Genomic DNA, 18,900 nt, shown 5'->3' on the forward strand with positions numbered 1-18,900 from the left:
TCTTGTTTAACTTTTCTAATGCTTTTATGCCACTCTCTTCCTGATTGTCATCTCACAAGCAGGACGCTCACCTGCCAGAAACTTATGTGACAGGGCATGATAAATTCGCCATCGCCGTTAGTAGCGCCGTCGCGTGTTTTATTTATAGCAATAAATCTACTCTATGCTTCAGTAGGCATTGGATGTTTGAAGGCGTCCTGACGACATTGCCGGGCCGGTTTTTGATGGGAAACTAATGCATTTGGGGATGAGCGATCAGATCGGGGTTTTGCCTTCATAAAAAATTAACAAAAACCCCGTCATCAGGTGAGCATACGTTTAATAATCCTGCCTGATAATCCCTCACCTGAAATAATTCAGTCGCTCCCGTGATGAAAAGAAGAGAGGGTTCATGAACTTCCGATTCACCATGCTGGCGGCCAACAGACGGTTATTGCCTAACGTCTGGGATGCCGTGGCTTTTCCCCTGATTATCTGCCTGATTGCGATGGTGGCGGTGGGCTTTCATCAAACGCTGATGCCGATAGACAGTTTAAAAACGCAGGCGATCTCGCTCGATCCTTCTAATCTGCCAGAATATGCCATGCGCACCACCTTGCGCATGCTGGTGGCGATGCTGGCTTCACTGGTCTTCAGCCTGATTTACGGCACGCTGGCCGCCAAAAGCCGTCGCGCTGAAAAAGTGTTGGTGCCCATTCTGGATATCCTGCAGTCCGTGCCGGTGCTGGGCTACATCTCCTTTACTGTCACCTTCTTTATTGCGCTCTTTCCGGGGCAGGTGCTGGGCGTTGAGCTGGCGGCCATCTTTGCCCTGTTCACCAGTCAGGCCTGGAATATGACCTTTAGCTTTTATCAGTCGCTACGCACGGTGCCAGCCGACCTGGTTGAAGTGTCGCGCGGCTTCCATCTGACCGGATGGCAGCGTTTCTGGAAGCTGGATGCGCCTTTTGCCGTGCCAGGGCTGGTCTGGAACATGATGATGTCGATGTCAGGCGGCTGGTTCTTTATTGTCGCCTCTGAAGCGATTACCGTGGGCAATAACACCTTTACCTTGCCCGGCGTGGGTGGCTACCTGGCGCAGGCTATTCTGCATAAAGACATTCACGCGGTGGGCTGGGTATTACTGACCATGGTGATTGTGATTCTGGCTTATGACCAACTGCTGTTCAGGCCGCTGGTCGCCTGGGCGGATAAATTCCGTATGGAAAACACGCGTTCAGGCAATGCACCCACATCATGGGTGCGTGACCTGATGCGCAGGACGCGTCTGATTCACCAAATCTTTACGCCATTACGGCTGCTGCTGTCAGCGCTGGCGCGTATCTCGTGGCGCTGGCCAGCAAGGGGACCGGTACGTGCTGAGAGCCGTACGCAACGCGCCTCGCGGTGGGGTGATATTGTCTGGGGTGCCTTTGTGATCTTACTGACCCTGTATGTGGTTTACCGGGTCATCACCTATGTTCAACTCGGCGTCACGCTCGATGAGGTGAAACACGTCTTTACGCTGGGGCTGATTACCTTATTACGTGTGACGATACTGATCCTGATTTCGTCGCTGGTATGGGTGCCGCTGGGCGTCATGATCGGCCTGCGGCCTGCCCTGGCGGGGAAAATCCAGCCGGTCGCCCAGTTCCTCGCGGCCTTCCCGGCAAACCTGATGTTTCCCGTATTCGTGATTATGATTGTGCATTTCCATCTTAATCCGGACATCTGGCTGTCACCGCTCATCGTGCTGGGCACCCAGTGGTACATTCTGTTCAACGTCGTGGCGGGGACCACGGCGTTTCCCAATGACTATAAAGAGGCCGCAGCGAACTTTCATATCCGCGGCTGGCAATGGTGGCGTCAGGTGATGTTACCCGGCATTTTTCCTTACTACATTACAGGGGCGATTACCGCCTCCGGAGGCGCGTGGAATGCCAGCATCGTGTCTGAATTCGTGCAGTGGGGAAATACTCAGGTCACGGCGCACGGTTTAGGTGCTTATATTGCACAAAAAACCGCCGCCGGCGACTTTCCCAAAATCATTCTGGGGATCGCGGTGATGTCGCTGTTTGTCACCCTGTTCAACCGTCTGCTGTGGCGACCACTGTACGTGTACGCCGAATCAAAATTCCGTGCTAATTAAGGGACACCTGATGTTAAACAACCCATCCACACTGAACGCAGACGTGTCGAACAGAAAACCAGAAGGGCGCAAAGCGGTCCTGTCGGTAAAAGGCATTAAGCACGGTTACGATAAAACGCATGGCGAAGTGCTGATCCTCGATGACGTCAATCTCACCCTGCAGGAAGGGGAGATTGTCGCTCTGCTGGGCCGCTCCGGTTCAGGAAAATCGACACTGCTGCGCATCATTTCTGGCCTGATTACGCCGGGTTCCGGTTCAGTCGAGTATCTGGGCAAGCCGCTCAACGGGCCCGCCAAAGGCGTCGCAATGGTGTTTCAGACCTTTGCGCTGTTTCCCTGGTTGACGGTGCTGCAAAACGTGGAAGCTGGCCTTGAGGCGCTGGGCGTGGAAAAAGCGGAACGCAGGAAACGCGCGCTGGCGGCCATCGACCTGATCGGTCTGGACGGTTTTGAAAACGCCTATCCGCGCGAGCTGTCCGGCGGGATGCGCCAGCGTGTCGGCTTTGCGCGCGCGCTGGTGGTCGATCCCACCCTGTTATTGATGGATGAGCCTTTCTCCGCGCTGGACGTATTAACCGCCGAAACGTTACGTACCGATTTACTCGATTTGTGGAACGAAGGCCAGATGCCGATGAAGTCGGTGCTTATCGTCACCCACAACATCGAAGAAGCTGTTTTTATGTGCGACCGTATCCTGGTGCTGTCGTCTAACCCCGGACGTGTGGTCGCGGAAATCAAGGTTCCTTTTGGTCATCCCCGCAATCGCCTGGACCCCGCGTTCCGTCGTCTGGTCGATGATGTGTACACCCAGATGACGGCCAGACCAACCAGCGATAACGTGAAAAAGAGCCTCAGGCTGGGCACACGTCTGCCTCACGTATCGACTAACCTGATGGCCGGCCTGATTGAAACCCTCGCGGCCGCGCCCTATCACGGTCGTGCAGACATGCCAGATGTGGCCCGTTCGCTGCATCTGGAGGTGGATGAGCTGTTCCCGATAGCCGAGGTGCTGCAGTCGCTGGGCTTTGCCGACGTGCGGGAAGGGGACATTTTTCTGACACCGCCCGCCCGGGTTTTTGCCGAGTCGGATACGCAGCAGCGCAAAATCATGTTTGCCGATCATCTGCTGCGTTATGTACCGCTGGCGGCCTTGATTAAAACTGTTCTGGATGAGCGCCCGGGCCATCGTGCACCGCGCGTGCGCTTTGAGCAGGAGCTGGAAGACTCGCTGGCTGACAGCGCCGCCAAAGAGACCCTGGACAGCGTGATCAACTGGGGCCGCTATGCGGAGATCTTCTCTTATAATGATCAGACCGAATTCTTCAGTCTGGAAGACGTTGAGTTCTGATCCCGTTCGCTCAGTGAAACGTGGCTATTCACGGTTTACACCATCCCGATTTTCAGCGCGGGATGGTGCCTGAAAGATTCTCAAGGTTAAAAATCCCTCCTGACGCATCAAGATGCCGCATTTTATACTGTCCCTCTCTCCCGGATATAAATAGCTTACTACTGTAATTAATAATTATAATTAATTGCCTGCACTCTCAAAACCAGTCATTTAATTGGGTAATTCGTATATTTTTTCTGTTTTTGTTTTTCAAAAAAATAAAGAGTTATCAGTGTTTAATTCTATTATGTAGTTATTATTTTGATCCTGAAAATTAAGTATTGATAATTTATTATTTATTAATATTTCATGATCGAATTAATATCTGTGAGTTAGGCGATATTTAAATAATTATAATTAGGTCCTTTTTTAACTACAGGAGTAAGACTATTTTGATGCCCTGATGAAATGAAGGTTTAGACATGAAAGATGACAAGATTTTAATATTGCGTACCTGTGCTAATAATATGGCCGATCACGGCGGAATCATCTGGCCCTTGAGCGGTATCGTGGAGTGCAAATACTGGAAGCCTGTCAAAGGCTTTGAGAACGGGCTGACGGGACTGGCCTGGGGAAAAGGATCGGATTCACCGCTAAGCCTGCATGCCGATGCCAGGTGGGTTGTCGCTGAAGTCCCTTTCGATGAATGTATCGCGATAGAAACCCATGGCTGGGTTAAATTTCCCCGTGCTGAGGTTCTTCACGTCGGAACGAAAACCAGTGCAATGCAATTTATCCTGCACCATCACGCTGATTATATTGCCAGTACGGAAACGCAGGCCGGATCGGTTATTCCTGATGTCGCTTCAGAAATAAAGGCAGGGGAGCGATCGCTGCCCGTAGTCGATGATATTGATGCAACCATCGAATCAGGCAGCACTCAGCCGACGCAAAAAATTGAAATCGGAACCTATGGCAGTACGCTCAGCGGCACGCATCAGAGTCAGCTGATCGCCGGGTATGGCAGTACCGAGACGGCGGGCGATAACAGCACATTAATTGCCGGTTATGGCAGCACCGGTACGGCGGGGGCAGACAGCGCATTAGTCGCAGGCTACGGCAGCACCCAGACCGCCGGGGAAGAGAGCAGTCAAATGGCGGGTTACGGCAGTACGCAGACCGGCCTGAAAGGCAGCGATCTCACCGCCGGTTACGGCAGCACCGGCACGGCGGGGGATGACAGCTCATTGATCGCCGGTTACGGCAGTACCCAGACGGCAGGGGAAGACAGCTCGCTGACGGCGGGTTACGGCAGCACCCAGACCGCGCAGAAGGGCAGCGATCTCACCGCCGGTTATGGCAGCACCGGTACGGCGGGGTCCGACAGTTCGTTGATCGCAGGCTATGGCAGCACCCAGACGGCCGGGGAAGAGAGCAGCCAGACGGCGGGTTACGGCAGCACGCAGACCGCGCAGAAAGGCAGCGATCTCACCGCCGGTTACGGCAGCACCGGCACGGCGGGGGATGACAGCTCATTGATCGCCGGTTACGGCAGTACCCAGACGGCGGGCGAAGACAGCTCGCTGACGGCGGGTTACGGCAGTACGCAGACCGCGCAGAAGGGCAGCGATCTGACCGCCGGTTACGGCAGCACCGGTACGGCGGGGTCCGACAGTTCATTAATCGCGGGCTACGGCAGTACCCAGACGGCCGGGGAAGAGAGCAGCCAGACGGCGGGTTACGGCAGTACGCAGACCGCGCAGAAGGGCAGCGATCTCACCGCCGGTTACGGCAGCACCGGCACGGCGGGGGCCGACAGTTCATTAATCGCGGGCTACGGCAGTACCCAGACGGCGGGCGAAGACAGCTCGCTGACGGCGGGTTACGGCAGCACCCAGACCGCGCAGAAGGGCAGCGATCTCACCGCCGGTTATGGCAGTACCTCGACTGCCGGTTATGAAAGTTCATTGATCGCGGGCTATGGCAGTACCCAGACTGCGGGTTACAGCAGCACGCTGACGGCGGGTTACGGCAGTACGCAGACCGCGCAGAAAGAAAGCGACCTCATCACCGGTTATGGCAGTACGTCTACAGCCGGGTCAGACAGTTCATTGATTGCAGGCTATGGCAGTACCCAGACCGCCAGCTACAACAGTGTGTTGACGGCGGGCTACGGCAGTACCCAGACGGCGCGAGAAGGCAGCGACCTCACCGCCGGTTATGGCAGTACCGGCACGGCGGGCTCAGACAGTTCAATCATTGCAGGCTACGGCAGCACTCAGACAGCCAGCTATAACAGCAGCCTGACAGCGGGGTACGGCAGTACGCAGACGGCGCGTGAGCAGAGTGTGCTGACGACAGGCTACGGCAGTACCTCTACGGCAGGTGCCGACAGCTCGCTGATTGCAGGCTATGGCAGCACCCAGACCGCCGGGTACAACAGTATCCTGACAGCCGGTTACGGCAGTACCCAGACGGCGCAGGAGGGCAGCGATCTCACCGCCGGCTACGGCAGCACCTCAACCGCCGGGTCCGACAGCTCGCTGATTGCGGGCTACGGCAGTACCCAGACCGCCAGCTACAACAGTGTGTTGACGGCGGGCTACGGCAGTACCCAGACGGCGCGAGAAGGCAGTGACCTCACCGCGGGTTATGGCAGTACCGGCACGGCGGGTGCCGACAGTTCAATCATTGCAGGCTACGGCAGCACCCAGACCGCCAGCTATCACAGCAGCCTGACGGCGGGCTATGGCAGTACCCAGACGGCGCGCGAGCAGAGTGTGCTGACGACGGGCTACGGCAGCACCTCAACCGCCGGTGCCGACAGCTCATTAATCGCGGGCTACGGCAGCACCCAGACTGCCGGGTACAACAGCATCCTGACCGCCGGTTACGGCAGTACCCAGACGGCGCAGGAGCGCAGCGATCTGACGACCGGCTACGGCAGCACCTCAACCGCCGGTGCCGACAGCTCATTAATTGCGGGCTATGGCAGCACCCAGACTGCCGGGTACAACAGCATCCTGACCGCCGGTTACGGCAGTACCCAGACGGCGCAGGAGCAGAGCGATCTGACGACCGGCTACGGCAGCACTTCGACGGCGGGTTACGACAGTTCGCTGATTGCGGGCTACGGCAGCACCCAGACCGCGGGCTATCACAGCATTCTGACAGCCGGTTACGGCAGTACCCAGACGGCGCAGGAGCGCAGCGATCTGACGGCAGGCTACGGCAGCACCTCGACGGCGGGTGCAGACAGTTCGCTGATTGCGGGCTACGGCAGCACCCAGACCGCGGGCTACAACAGCATTCTGACGGCGGGCTATGGCAGTACCCAGACGGCGCAGGAGAATAGCGATCTCACGACCGGCTACGGCAGTACCTCGACGGCAGGCTATGAGAGTTCGCTGATTGCCGGTTATGGCAGCACCCAGACAGCCAGTTTTAAAAGTACACTGATGGCCGGTTACGGGAGTTCGCAGACTGCCCGGGAAGAGAGTTCGTTGACTGCCGGATATGGTAGTACCTCGATGGCCGGTTATGACAGCTCATTGATTGCCGGTTACGGCAGCACCCAGACTGCCGGTTATCAAAGCACGCTGACAGCCGGTTATGGCAGCACGCAAACGGCAGAACACAGCAGCACGCTGACGGCAGGTTACGGCAGTACCTCAACGGCGGGCGCAGACAGCTCCCTGATTGCAGGCTACGGCAGTACGCTGACCAGCGGTATTCGTAGCTTCCTGACGGCGGGCTATGGCAGTACGTTAATCAGCGGGCTTCGCAGCGTACTTACCGCCGGTTACGGAAGCAGCCTGATTTCCGGCAGACGCAGTAGCTTAACGGCGGGATATGGCAGTAATCAGATCGCCAGCCATCGAAGCTCGTTGATTGCTGGCCCGGAAAGTACACAGATCACGGGCAACCGCAGCATGCTGATTGCGGGAAAAGGCAGCTCACAAACGGCGGGTTATCGCAGCACATTAATCTCCGGGGCAGACAGTGTGCAAATGGCTGGAGAGCGCGGCAAGCTGATCGCGGGTGCAGACAGCACCCAAACCGCCGGGGATCGCAGCAAGCTTCTGGCAGGCAACAACAGTTATCTCACCGCAGGCGATCGCAGCAAACTGACCGCAGGTAATGAATGCATACTCATGGCGGGAGATCGAAGCAAGTTGACGGCGGGCATCAACAGCATTCTTACTGCGGGATGCCGCAGCAAACTGATAGGGAGCAATGGCTCAACGCTGACGGCCGGGGAAAATTCAACCCTGATTTTTCGCTGCTGGGATGGAAAGCGTTACACCAGTGTGGTTGCCAAAACCGGAAAGGGGGGAATAGAAGCGGATATGCCTTACCAGATGGATGAAGACAATAATATCGTGAATAAACCCGAAGAATAATCGTCTTAGCCTGGAGGGATTATTGTGTTGCCTGGGGGAAAAGTATGTCAGCGTATTTTACCCAGCACGCAGAATAACCTGAAAAAACAGAGCATCGTTATCCGGCCTGTTATTTATCTTTTTCTGAACACGATAAACCTTCATTGGCCGGCCTGTTTCGGTGGTGCCTGACCCGGCCATTAACAGGAGTGATAAGCAAAAGGCTCAATGCTGAGCCTCTGCAAAAACACATGATTATTCAGGGACGCCAGACGGTGCCGTCCGGGGTGCGGGCCATCGTCCAGCCAGGATTGCCGCCCTCACAGGGGAATTTCGCCGCCAGCGCCTCGTTAATATCTATACCCAAACCTGGCTTATCATTAACATAAGCATAGCCCTGCTCAACCTCAGGGCAGCCCGGAAATACCTCACGCAGCGCATCATTCATTGGCGTGTATTCCTGAATGCCGAAGTTGGGTGAGCTCAGATCCAGATGCATATTGGCGCAAACCCCAACCGGTGAAATATCGCCGGGGCTGTGCCAGGCGGTGCGAACCCCATTTAATTCACTGTAAATGGCGATTTTTTTCGCCGGTGTGATACCGCCAATCGAGCTAATGTGGCAGCGGATGTAATCAATCAGTTTATTGTCGATCAACGGCTTCCACTCATTCACATTGACGAACAGCTCGCCCATTGAAATCGGCGTGGAAGATTGCTGGCGCAACATTTTCAGCCACTCGGTATTCTCGGGGGCCACCGGATCTTCAAGGAAGAAAAGCTGATAAGGCTCCAGCGCTTTGGCCATATGAATCGCGTTAATTGGGGTAATACGTTCATGGGCATCATGGAGTAGCTCCACGCTGAAACCCAGCTTATTGCGCAGATGATCAAACAGGCGCGGAATGCTTTTCGCGTAGGCTTCTGGATCAAAATAGATCCCCGGCGCTTTGTTACGTGGCGAGCGCTTGGGTTGAATATTTTTCGCTTTCACCATGCGGGTGGCAATCAGCCTCAGGTCGTCGGTACCTGCACCGCCATACATGCCCATCTGGCAGCGAATATACTGATAACCTTCCTCCATTTTGGCGCGTGCGCTGTCCTCCACTTCGGCTTCATCTGCGCCATCAGTGTGCACATAGAGCGCGATACCGTCGCGACATTTCCCGCCCAGCAGCTCATAAACCGGCAGGCCGGCCTGCTTACCTTTGATATCCCATAGCGCCATATCAATGCCGGAAAGGGCGTTATTCATTACCGGGCCGTTACGCCAGTAGCCACTCACGGCGGCAGACTGCCAGATATCTTCGATCCTGGCAGGATCTTTGCCAATCAGAAACGGGGCAAGGTACTCGTCAATGGCACTTTGCACGGCATAGATGCGTTGCGTGAAGGTGGCGCAGCCCAAACCATATAACCCTGGCTCATTGGTTTCGATTTTAACCACCACCAGATCGATTCCGCCCGGCGCAGTCAAAATTGTTTTCACGTTGGTGATAAACAGATTACTCACAATAGCTCCTTAATTTTCAGAACATTAGCCGCCACCGTACTCATCGCTGCTGCTCACGGCTCAAAGGTATGTTGTCATACAACATGTTCTTTCTACCACAAAGCTTGCCGATTTCATTTTTGTCCTGCCGTTTTTGTGACAGCGATCGACTGAATCACCTTTCTGTAAATAATCTGTGTTTATATTAATATTATACAATGACTTAGATGGTTTTTTTGTTAAGGCTTTGTGATGCGCGCCTCATAAATACGCATTGTGTGTTGATTTAATCTGCTCGTAAATTCACCTTAATAAGATAGTTGTCATACATATTTAAAGGTGAGCCATGACTGCAATGTTCGACCTGACCGGTAAAACGGCCTTAATAACCGGTTCCTCCCGGGGGCTGGGTTTTGCCTACGCGGAAGCGCTGGCGGCTGCCGGCGCGCAGGTTATTTTGAACGGTACGCGTGAAGCCGTTCTGACTGACGCCGTGGCACAGCTCGCCAATAAAGGCTTTGGCGTAACCGGAATGGTATTCGATGTCACGAGTGAAAGTGCCATAGAAGAGGCGTTCTCCAGTCTGGACGAGCAGGGGATCGCGGTCGATATCTTAATTAATAACGCCGGGATTCAGTACCGCAAACCCATGCTGGAGCTGGAACTGGAAAACTGGCAAAAGGTGATTGATACCAATCTGACCAGCGCCTTTCTGGTGTCTCGCGCGGCGGCAAAACGCATGATCGCCCGTAACCGTGGCGGAAAAATCATTAATGTCGGCTCGCTGACCAGCCAGGCGGCTCGACCAACCGTCGCACCTTATACCGCCGCCAAGGGCGGCATTAAGATGCTGACCTGCTCAATGGCAGCCGAATGGGCGCAGTTTAATATCCAGACCAATGCGATTGGGCCGGGCTACATCTTGACGGATATGAACAGTGCGCTGGTCAATGATGCCCAGTTCGACAGTTGGGTGAAAAGTAGCAACCCTTCGCAGCGTTGGGGACGACCCGAAGAAGTGGCCGGTACGGCCGTTTTTCTTTCATCGCCTGCCTCAGATTATATCAATGGTCAGATTATTTACGTGGATGGCGGCTGGCTGGCTGTGTTGTAAGCCTCATTGACCCGAGAAGAGGAAAAAGATGTGCATAGCGTAATGACTCATGCCTGTGTGGCAAAGGGCAAAAAAGAGATTGTGGTTGAACAGCGCGAGCTGAAATATTCGGATGATGATGTCGTTGTGAAAGTGGAATGCGGCGGTATCTGCGGCTCTGATATTCACTATTACCACGAAGGGCGCGCCGGATTATCGGTGATCACACAACCGCTGGTGATTGGTCATGAATTTGTGGGGCGCATTTTTCATGCCCCGGCCGCCTCGCCGCTACAGCCAGGGCAAAAAGTCGCGATTAATCCCTCTCAGCCCTGTGGGCGGTGTGAGTATTGCCGGGCAGGTAAGCAGAATGCCTGTGCCACCATGCGGTTTATGGGGAGCGCCCAGTTTACCCCGCACGTAAACGGGGGATTTGCACAGTATGTCGTGGTGCCTGCGCAACAGTGCGTGGCGTACGATGAGCAGGTTCCGTCCAGCGTCATGGCCGTTGCCGAGCCTACGGCGGTAGTGATCCATGCGCTCAATGTGGCAGGCAGCATCGTGGGTAAAAAGGTGCTGGTGATGGGCGCGGGTCCCATAGGCGCATTAGCGATTGCGGCGGCAAGAGCATCTGGCGCGGCAGAGATTGTGGCGTTTGATCTGAGCGAGCGTTGCCGCCGTATTGCGGTGGAAATGGGGGCGGACGCGGCGGTGGATGCAAGCGATCAGGCCGCCGTTGCCCGCTATGGTGAAAACCGGGGATATTTTGACGTCACGCTGGAAGCCAGCGGCGCAGAAGCGGCGATTGAATCCAGTATTCTGGTGACGCGACCAGGCGGCGTTGTGGTTCAAATAGGCATGGGAAAAAGTCCGCTTAATTTTCCTGTGGCACAGATGCTGGTAAAAGAAATAAGTTGGAAAGGCGCCTTCCGCTTTATTGATGAATTTGACGTTGCGGTTAAATGGCTGGAAAAAGGCATTATCGATCCGCGTCCAATTCTCTCCGGTCATTATGACTATCACGATATTGAGGCGGCATTAAATGCGGCCAGTGATAAAACGCAACATTCAAAAGTATTAGTTCAGTTTTCATAAAAGACACTAAAACAAGTCGTCATGACTGTGGCTAAAAAACAGCAGTAATTATCGCGGGTGAAAATAAGCTCACGCTCGCGTGAGCGGCGCTCGCCTGTCATTTAATGGTCTGTTAACGCATCGTCGACCTCAGGGTGAAAGCATGAGTCATTCAAATACCAACACCACCAAACGTAATACGTCTGATCTTGTCAGGGCATCCGTGTCAGGATGGCTGGGTACAACGTTAGAGTTTATGGATTTTCAGCTCTATTCTCTTGGTGCGGCATTAGTTTTTCATGAAGTGTTTTTTCCCGAACAATCCGGTGCAATGGCGCTGATTCTGGCAATGGGAACCTACGGTGCCGGTTATATTGCACGAATCGTCGGGGCCGTTTTTTTTGGTAAAATGGGCGACCGCGTTGGCCGTAAAAAAGTCCTGTTTATTACCATCGCCTTAATGGGCGTGAGTACCACCTTAATTGGTGTATTACCGACCTACCAGCAGGTGGGTATTTTAGCGCCCTTACTGCTGGTCGCACTGCGTATTATTCAGGGTTTAGGCGCCGGTGCAGAAATATCGGGTGCCAGCACGATGCTGGCTGAATATGCACCTAAAGGTAAAAAGGGCATTATCGCCTCGCTGGTTGCGATGGGAACCAACTGCGGTACCTTGAGTGCAACGGCAATCTGGGCGGCCATGTTTTTCTTCTTCACCAATGACGACGTGATTGCCTGGGCATGGCGCATTCCTTTCCTGGCCAGTTTCGTGGTGATGGGCTTTGCTATCTGGCTGCGCTTTAACCTGAAAGAAAGCCCGGTGTTTGAAAATGTCGCCCAATCCGCCACCGTTAAGCCCCACGAACAGCCAAGCCAGTCCGTTTTCCCGTTAATGAAGGGCAAAGCCTTCTGGATTGCTACCGGGTTGCGATTTGGTCAGGCGGGTAACTCAGGCATTATCCAGACGTTTCTGGCGGGTTATATGGTCCAGACGCTGTTGTTCAACAAGGCGGTTCCCACTGATGCCATCATGGTGAGTTCGGTCATTGGTTTTCTGTCCATTCCCCTTATCGGCTGGCTGTCAGACCGGATAGGGCGTCGAATTCCCTACCGCATACTGACGCTGGGCTCGATTATTCTGGCTTACCCGATGATTTCGCTGATCGTCGATAAAGCGCAGTCCGTCAGTACCATCATGGTTTGCCTGATCGTGATCCACAACATCGCCGTATTAGGCCAGGCAGCGATTGAAGGGATCACCATGGCGGAGATGTTTGGTTCCAGAAACCGTTTTGCTCAGATGGCTGTCTCGAAGGAAATCGGAGGGCTGTTTGCCACCGGATTAGGGCCGCTGCTGGCTGGCATTTTCTGCCAGCTCACGGGCTCATGGTATCCGATTGCGGTCATGTTGATCTGCTACTCCTGTATTGGTCTGGTGGCATCACTGGTTATGCCTGAGGTGGCCGATCGGGATCTTACCGTGGAGGCTGATGCGTCAGGCGGCGTACCTGCGGGTCGTCAGCACATTGCCCCCACGCTCCGGGCAGGAAGCGGCGAGTGATGTCTGGGGCTGGGTGTTAGCGCAGGACTTTGTTGTAACGCATGAGATAGAATGGCGTCATGTAGGACATCATATGAGACAGTGTTGTGAGCATAAAATCCATTCAGAAACAGAACGTCGTTAACGAAGTGTTCGAGCAAATTAAGGCCAGGCTACTGGACGGTAGCTGGTCTGCAGGCACGCGTTTGCCTTCTGAAGCGGAGCTGACGCACTCTTTTAATGTAAGCCGCGTCAGTATCAGGAGTGCGGTCCAACGCCTGCGCGATCTCGGCATTGTGATTACGCGTCAGGGCAGCGGCAGCTATGTGTGTGAAGACTTTTCGCCGCATATGCTCAACAATAACGCCAGACCGTTAATGCATCTGAGCCGGGAAGCGTTTAACGACATGATGGTCTTTCGCCAGACCGTTGAGTTTAAATGTGTTGAGCTGGCCGTGGAACACGCGACGGAAGAGGATATCGGCCTGTTGGAGCACGCGCTCAATAATATGCTCATCAACAAAGGCGATTATAAGAAGTACTCGGAAGCGGATTACGACTTTCATCTGGCGATTATCCGTGCCTCTCATAACAGTGTGTTTTACAACGTGATGAAGTCCATTAAAGATATTTATTACTATTATCTTGAGGAGCTGAATCGCTCACTGGGCATCACGCTTGAAAGCGTTGAGGCACATATCAAAGTGTTTATGGCGATTAAAAACCGTGACGCCTCCTCGGCGGTACAGGTGCTTAACGAGGCGATGAAACATAACGTGGTCGCGATAGAGATGATTAAAAAAGAGGAAGGTCATTAGGACGCACGTTTCTGTGCGGCTAAGGCTATCTCGCTGTCCGTCGGGTGAGGACAGGAAAACAAGATTCACCGGCTGCTTTGTGCTTTTATCTTGTGCTCTGCTTGTCTGTTTATCGCCTGCCACGCCACGGTTATTGCGTGACGCGTTCAGGGATGAAGGCGTGCCGATCAGGATGACAAGGTGTTATTCAGCACGGATCAGCAGAATAAAAAAGGGAGCCAACAGGCTCCCTCGTCGATCAATGCAGACAGCACTGCTTGTATTTTTTACCGCTGCCACAGGGGCAAGGATCGTTCCTGCCCGGCTGTTTTTCCGCCGTTATCGGCTGCTGTATCTGTGGAATGGCTTCTGGCTGTGAGATCCAGTAATCATGAAGCGCCAGCGCGGCAGGGCAAATCGCATCAATGCTGCTTTCCATTTCTTCTGGCGTGAGTGCATCCACCTTTTCCAGGTTCTCTTCGAGACCATGTAAGGCGATAGCGTCCAGTGACGTCTGAAGCTCCGCGGGAAGCGCAGACCAGTCCGTTAATGCCACGCCACGCATGTAGCCGTAGCACCACTCTTCAACCACGGTAAATTCCAGCCCTTCCATTTCGCGTACGCCAAACAGCGGTTCAAACTGTTCGGGAAACTCAGATAAGCGGTCAGCAATGTCATTCATATGCTGAAAGCTGAGTTCCATAAAGCGCGTCATTTCACGCTCATTACTCCATTTAGGAATATGTTTTTCGCCGCCCCAGAGCGCAATTAACCACCGGCTGGGTTCTACCATTGTTGGGCCTGAAAGCACGGCGGTAAGCAGGCCGTCCAGTTCTGAGACGTCAAGAATTGACGCTTCACTGCCGTATTTTTCCAGCATATCTTCGAGCCATTGCAGCTCTTTTTCGCTTAACGGGCCTTCTTTCATGGGTATCTCCGGGCGTATCTGGTGCAGCAGAAAATTTACTGCGTGTAAAAACGCGCAGTGTACACGCTTATTGCGCTAATGGCAGCGTCGTCAGATTGCCCTGAGCGGCAACAGACTCGGCAGAGGCATTACCTCACCCGCTATGTTACTCTCCGCGACCTGCAACGCGCTTTGCTGCACGATCGGGGTTATCTGGCGCTAGCCTGCTTCGTTTCTCTGACGGAGGTTTGTATCAGGCGACAACCTGTTGCCTGAAAAGCATCATCAGAGGCATAAAGATTCGGCTACGTCGTGCCGATATAAGCACCGCGGTATACGCCGGCATGATGCTGATATGAACGTTCGTCAGTGCCTGATAACAACAATAAGATGGGCGCGAGTGAGTGACCAGAAAAGAGTATAAAACCCGGAGGTTATCCGGCCTGTTGAGCGGATGCAGCCGTCTGTTTAAGCGCAGCGCTATGCTGATAATCTGTACGCTGTTGTTAGCCGCCTGCGGAACGCTGTCGCAAACCTCTGCGCCGACAGGCGACAGGCTTTATCTGACGCACAGCGACTTCCATGACAACCTGGACGATCTGGTGCGCCATTATATGCAGCGCAAACAGGTGTCCGGCATCAGCATCGCCATTATCCACCATCACAATCCCACCCTGTTTTACAGCGCTGGCGTCACCGATGACGTACATCGCTATCCGATTACGCCTGATACCTTATTTGCGCTCGGCTCACTGAGTAAAGGCGTGACCGCAGAAGTCATTATCGAACAGGTTAACGAAGGCCAACTGCACTGGAATGACACACTGGCCGATTTACTGCCCTCTGACGTCAGGTTAAGTCAGGATGCACGCCATATCACGTTGTTACAGTTGGTGACCCATACGTCCGGTCTGCCGCGTCAGGATATGGATTTGCCGATGTTTATGCAGTTTATTGGCTATCTGCGTAGCGGTCAGAATTTTTATGGCAACCTGGATAGTGATGCGGTGCTGGAATACCTGGCCGATTTTTCTGCCCCGCGTCAGCGGGTGCCGCAATACTCTAACCTTGGCTATGCGCTGCTGGGCTATATTTTGCGAGAACGGTGCCACAATGATATTGAAACGCTGGCCCACCAACGAATTTTCCGACCCCTGGGAATGAATAACACCGGCTTTGTGCCTGAGCGGTTAAGCGGTTTTGCCACGCGCGCGTTAGGTCATGCTGGCGATCAGCCAAAGTTTATCCCGCGCGGTGACCTTACCCCGGACTGGCGTTTCCATCGTAATATGGTCGCGGCTGGCAGCCTTTACAGTAACGCACGGGATCTGAGCGTCTATCTGCGCGCGCATCTCAACGCCGTCGCCGATCCTGCGCTCAACCGGGCTTTTGCAGAGGTCAATAAAGGCGTTTATCAGCAGGGCTCGCAAACGCAGAACATCGCCTGGGTAACAGACAGGCTGGCAGGAAGAAATATGACTTATCAGGTCGGTTATATTGGTGGTTATTCTGCCTTTATTGGCTTTGACAGGCAGGCTGGCAATGCCATCGTGGTCCTGCAAAACGCGTTTAACTGGAGTAACTATCTTGGTATCACATTGCTGCTTAACCTGGCAGAGAAAGACAGGTAAGGTATAGGTTGGGTCCGGAATGAGTCGTGATTCCTTACACTTACCTTTATGAGTGACGGAACCGCAACCCTGTTTAGATTGTCTTCAGAGTAGTCTACTGTTATTAAAATCAATTCAATGTGGAAATTATTATGCGCAGGACTCAAATTGCTTTTATTTCAGCTGGTTTACTGTTCGGCTCGCTGAGCCTGATTCCCGCGGCCCAGGCTGCGGGTGAAACCACCGATAACGTGCCACCGCCACCGCAGGTTCAGCCAGCCGATCCCGCTGCTCAGCCTGGCGATAACAACGCGCAACCTGGTGCGGGCACCGCCCAGCCTGGCACCGCACCTGCCCAGCCGCAGGCACCGATGAGTTCTGACTCCAATGACGGTATTACTCCAACAACGCCTTCGCAGTCAGCTGGCAATCCGGGTAAGCCGAATTACGATCTCAGCACCATTATCATCGATTATAAAGAGCATAAAATCGGTGATACCGTGCCAGACAAGTATCGGAGCAAGACTTACACCATCACTGAGTGGCAGAAACGCAACTTGCCTGCGCCTCAGCCAGATACGCACTGGGCTTATATCAATGCCAATTACATCCTGATCACCAACGACACCGGTAAGATCGTTATGGGTAAATCTGGCGATATCTTCTTCCGCGGATAATCCTGCGGCGTTATGTCAGCAGGAATCGCTTCAACGGCCTCATTAAGAGGCCGTTTTCTTTTTTCTGTCTGTTTTTTATATGTGGTGACTTCTCAACTTCTTTGCAACATGGCAACGTATTTTTATTAACCGCACAGAAGGAGGCCAAATGTCACAGCACGTCAATCAGTATGGTCAACCGGTAGGGCAATCGCTGCCTGACTGGCAGCCACGTCCTTTACCTCAGCGTGAGGTGTTTCAGGGGCAGGTTTGCCGTCTGGAACCTTTTAGTGTCGCGGCGCATGCGAATGCGCTCTGGCAGGCCTGGTCGTTAGCCGAAGATGGCCGTGACTGGACCTACCTTTCTGAGGGACCGTTTAATGATGAAGCCGCCTGGTTAGCCCATGCCAGTACAATGGAGGAGAGCCGGGACCCGTTGCATTTCAGCGTCATTGATGTTGAAACCGGTCAGGCCGTCGGTACGTTGTCGCTGATGCGTATCGATGCGGCAAATGGGGCGATGGAAGTAGGATATGTCACCTTTTCCCGCTTGCTAAAGCAGACAAGAATGGCGACCGAAGCGCATTTTCTGTTGATGCGTTACGCCTTTGAGCAACTTGGCTACCGGCGCTATGAGTGGAAATGTGACAGTTGCAATCTGCCCTCACGCCGGGCCGCGCTTCGTTTAGGGTTTCGTTATGAAGGTGAATTTCGTCAGGCGCGGGTTTATAAAGGTCGCACGCGCAATACCTGTTGGTTTTCTGTCATCGACAGTGAATGGCCACACGTCAAAAACGGCCTGACGCGCTGGCTGGCAGAGGCTAACTTTACTCCCGATGGGGAGCAGCGTGAAAAGCTGGAAACCTTACGCGGCTAAGGCCTGAGTCGCGGGAAACGTTCAGACAAGCATATATTTCATGGTCGCCATGAGCAGCGTGGTGGTCATGACCATCATCAGGCGCTTGACCCAGCACATATCGTTTTTTAGATTGCCTACGTCCGTCTTAAGTTCAGCCACGTCTGTCTTAAGTTCAGCGACGTCCGTCTTGAGCTCAGCCACGTCTGTCTTAAGTTCAGCGACGTCTGTCTTGAGTTCAGCCACGTCCTTCTTGAGCTCAGCCACGTCTGTCTTGATTATAGCAACGTCTGTCTTGAGTATAGCAACGTCTGTCTTGAGCTCAGCAACATCCGTCTTGAGTTCAGCCACGTCCTTCTTAAGTTCATCCACATCTGTCTTGAGTTTAGCAACGTCTGTCTTGAGCTCAGCCACGTCCGTCTTAAGTTCAGCCACGTCTGTCTTAAGTTCAGCAACATCCGTCTTAAGTTCAGCCACGTCTGTCTTAAGTTCAGCAACATCCGTCTTGAGTTCAGCGACGTCGGTTTTGAGTTCAACAATATCCGCCCTGAATACATCGTTATCCGTCTGAAGGACTTCTACACCTTTCGCAACATCGCCTGTTTCGGTTCTGAGGTCGGACTCCGCTTTCTTCAACTGCGTGCTTAACATCATAATATGCTGATTTTGAAACTGAAAAGCCCGCATGACATCGGCTCGCGAAAGGGCATTGTCCTGCTGTAGTTCAGAAAAAATAGCCACCATCGCTTCTGCCTGGCGATCGTTGATGCCTGCTCGTTGTAAACGTTTAAATGCTTTGTGTGTATTCATCATTGCGAGTGTCATTCATGCGTTTTCCCGTTTCATCACACCATGAGCACATCATGTCAGGAGAAGCGGTTTAGTCACAGAAGGGAAAGACTATATTGCGTATTAAATCTTAATATATCAATTAGTTAAACGAGTAGTTTGCATCATTTTGCGGGGCGGTACGCAAAAAATGCGTCATCAGTCTGCCTCTCTTACACAGACTGTTTAATTGGCTGTGTAAGAGGCTGG

At 53.5% G+C, this 18,900-nt stretch carries 13 protein-coding genes; 10 read left to right on the top strand and 3 right to left on the bottom strand.

The window, feature by feature from the left end; genetic code table 11:
- Positions 1-391: 391 nt before the first annotated feature.
- From A6A26_RS08250 to A6A26_RS08260, 3 genes are all read left to right on the top strand, one after another.
- Entirely contained in the window at positions 392-2,128 is a 1,737-nt protein-coding gene (locus A6A26_RS08250; protein WP_063878284.1) for an ABC transporter permease, read from the top strand.
- A 10-nt stretch (positions 2,129-2,138) separates the two neighbouring features.
- Positions 2,139-3,476, top strand: coding sequence for an ABC transporter ATP-binding protein (locus tag A6A26_RS08255; RefSeq protein WP_063878285.1), 1,338 nt, complete (start codon positions 2,139-2,141; stop codon positions 3,474-3,476).
- Between the two features lie 461 nt (positions 3,477-3,937).
- Positions 3,938-7,858: a beta strand repeat-containing protein gene (locus A6A26_RS08260; RefSeq protein WP_063878286.1), complete on the top strand. Its 3,921-nt coding sequence runs from the start codon at positions 3,938-3,940 to the stop codon at positions 7,856-7,858.
- Between the two features lie 238 nt (positions 7,859-8,096).
- Here A6A26_RS08260 and A6A26_RS08265 read toward each other — a convergent pair whose 3' ends face one another.
- Complete coding sequence (locus tag A6A26_RS08265; protein WP_063878287.1) at positions 8,097-9,350, bottom strand: enolase C-terminal domain-like protein; 1,254 nt, start codon at positions 9,348-9,350, stop codon at positions 8,097-8,099.
- A 325-nt stretch (positions 9,351-9,675) separates the two neighbouring features.
- Here A6A26_RS08265 and A6A26_RS08270 point away from each other — a divergent pair, with 325 nt between their 5' ends.
- The 4 genes from A6A26_RS08270 (at position 9,676) to A6A26_RS08285 (ending at position 13,854) form a co-directional block, all read left to right on the top strand.
- Positions 9,676-10,443, top strand: a complete 768-nt coding sequence (locus tag A6A26_RS08270; protein ID WP_063878288.1) for an SDR family oxidoreductase — start codon at positions 9,676-9,678, stop codon at positions 10,441-10,443.
- A gap of 42 nt (positions 10,444-10,485) precedes the next feature.
- Positions 10,486-11,517 (top strand): L-idonate 5-dehydrogenase, encoded by a 1,032-nt coding sequence (gene idnD / locus A6A26_RS08275; protein ID WP_063878289.1) that lies wholly within the window; start codon positions 10,486-10,488, stop codon positions 11,515-11,517.
- 142 nt (positions 11,518-11,659) lie between these two features.
- Positions 11,660-13,057, top strand: a complete 1,398-nt coding sequence (locus A6A26_RS08280) for an MFS transporter (RefSeq protein ID WP_063878290.1) — start codon at positions 11,660-11,662, stop codon at positions 13,055-13,057.
- A gap of 86 nt (positions 13,058-13,143) precedes the next feature.
- Positions 13,144-13,854: a FadR/GntR family transcriptional regulator gene (locus A6A26_RS08285; protein WP_063878291.1), complete on the top strand. Its 711-nt coding sequence runs from the start codon at positions 13,144-13,146 to the stop codon at positions 13,852-13,854.
- Positions 13,855-14,092: 238 nt separating this feature from the next.
- Here the strand turns inward: A6A26_RS08285 and A6A26_RS08290 are convergent, their stop codons facing one another.
- Positions 14,093-14,761 (bottom strand): YecA/YgfB family protein, encoded by a 669-nt coding sequence (locus A6A26_RS08290; protein ID WP_063878292.1) that lies wholly within the window; start codon positions 14,759-14,761, stop codon positions 14,093-14,095.
- A gap of 467 nt (positions 14,762-15,228) precedes the next feature.
- Between A6A26_RS08290 and A6A26_RS08295 the strand changes: the two genes are divergently transcribed.
- The 3 genes from A6A26_RS08295 (at position 15,229) to A6A26_RS08305 (ending at position 17,883) form a co-directional block, all read left to right on the top strand.
- Positions 15,229-16,371, top strand: coding sequence for a serine hydrolase domain-containing protein (locus A6A26_RS08295; RefSeq protein WP_063881102.1), 1,143 nt, complete (start codon positions 15,229-15,231; stop codon positions 16,369-16,371).
- Between the two features lie 131 nt (positions 16,372-16,502).
- Positions 16,503-17,027, top strand: coding sequence for an RcnB family protein (locus A6A26_RS08300; protein WP_063878293.1), 525 nt, complete (start codon positions 16,503-16,505; stop codon positions 17,025-17,027).
- 148 nt (positions 17,028-17,175) lie between these two features.
- Positions 17,176-17,883, top strand: coding sequence for a GNAT family N-acetyltransferase (locus A6A26_RS08305; protein ID WP_063878294.1), 708 nt, complete (start codon positions 17,176-17,178; stop codon positions 17,881-17,883).
- 21 nt (positions 17,884-17,904) lie between these two features.
- On the opposite strand, the gene A6A26_RS24735 is transcribed toward A6A26_RS08305, so the two are convergent.
- Complete coding sequence (locus tag A6A26_RS24735) at positions 17,905-18,687, bottom strand: coiled-coil domain-containing protein (protein ID WP_074180993.1); 783 nt, start codon at positions 18,685-18,687, stop codon at positions 17,905-17,907.
- Between the last annotated feature and the right edge of the window lie 213 nt (positions 18,688-18,900).

Origin of the sequence: Pantoea sp. OXWO6B1, from assembly GCF_001641135.1 — a bacterium.
GTDB classification, from domain to species: domain Bacteria; phylum Pseudomonadota; class Gammaproteobacteria; order Enterobacterales; family Enterobacteriaceae; genus Pantoea; species Pantoea allii.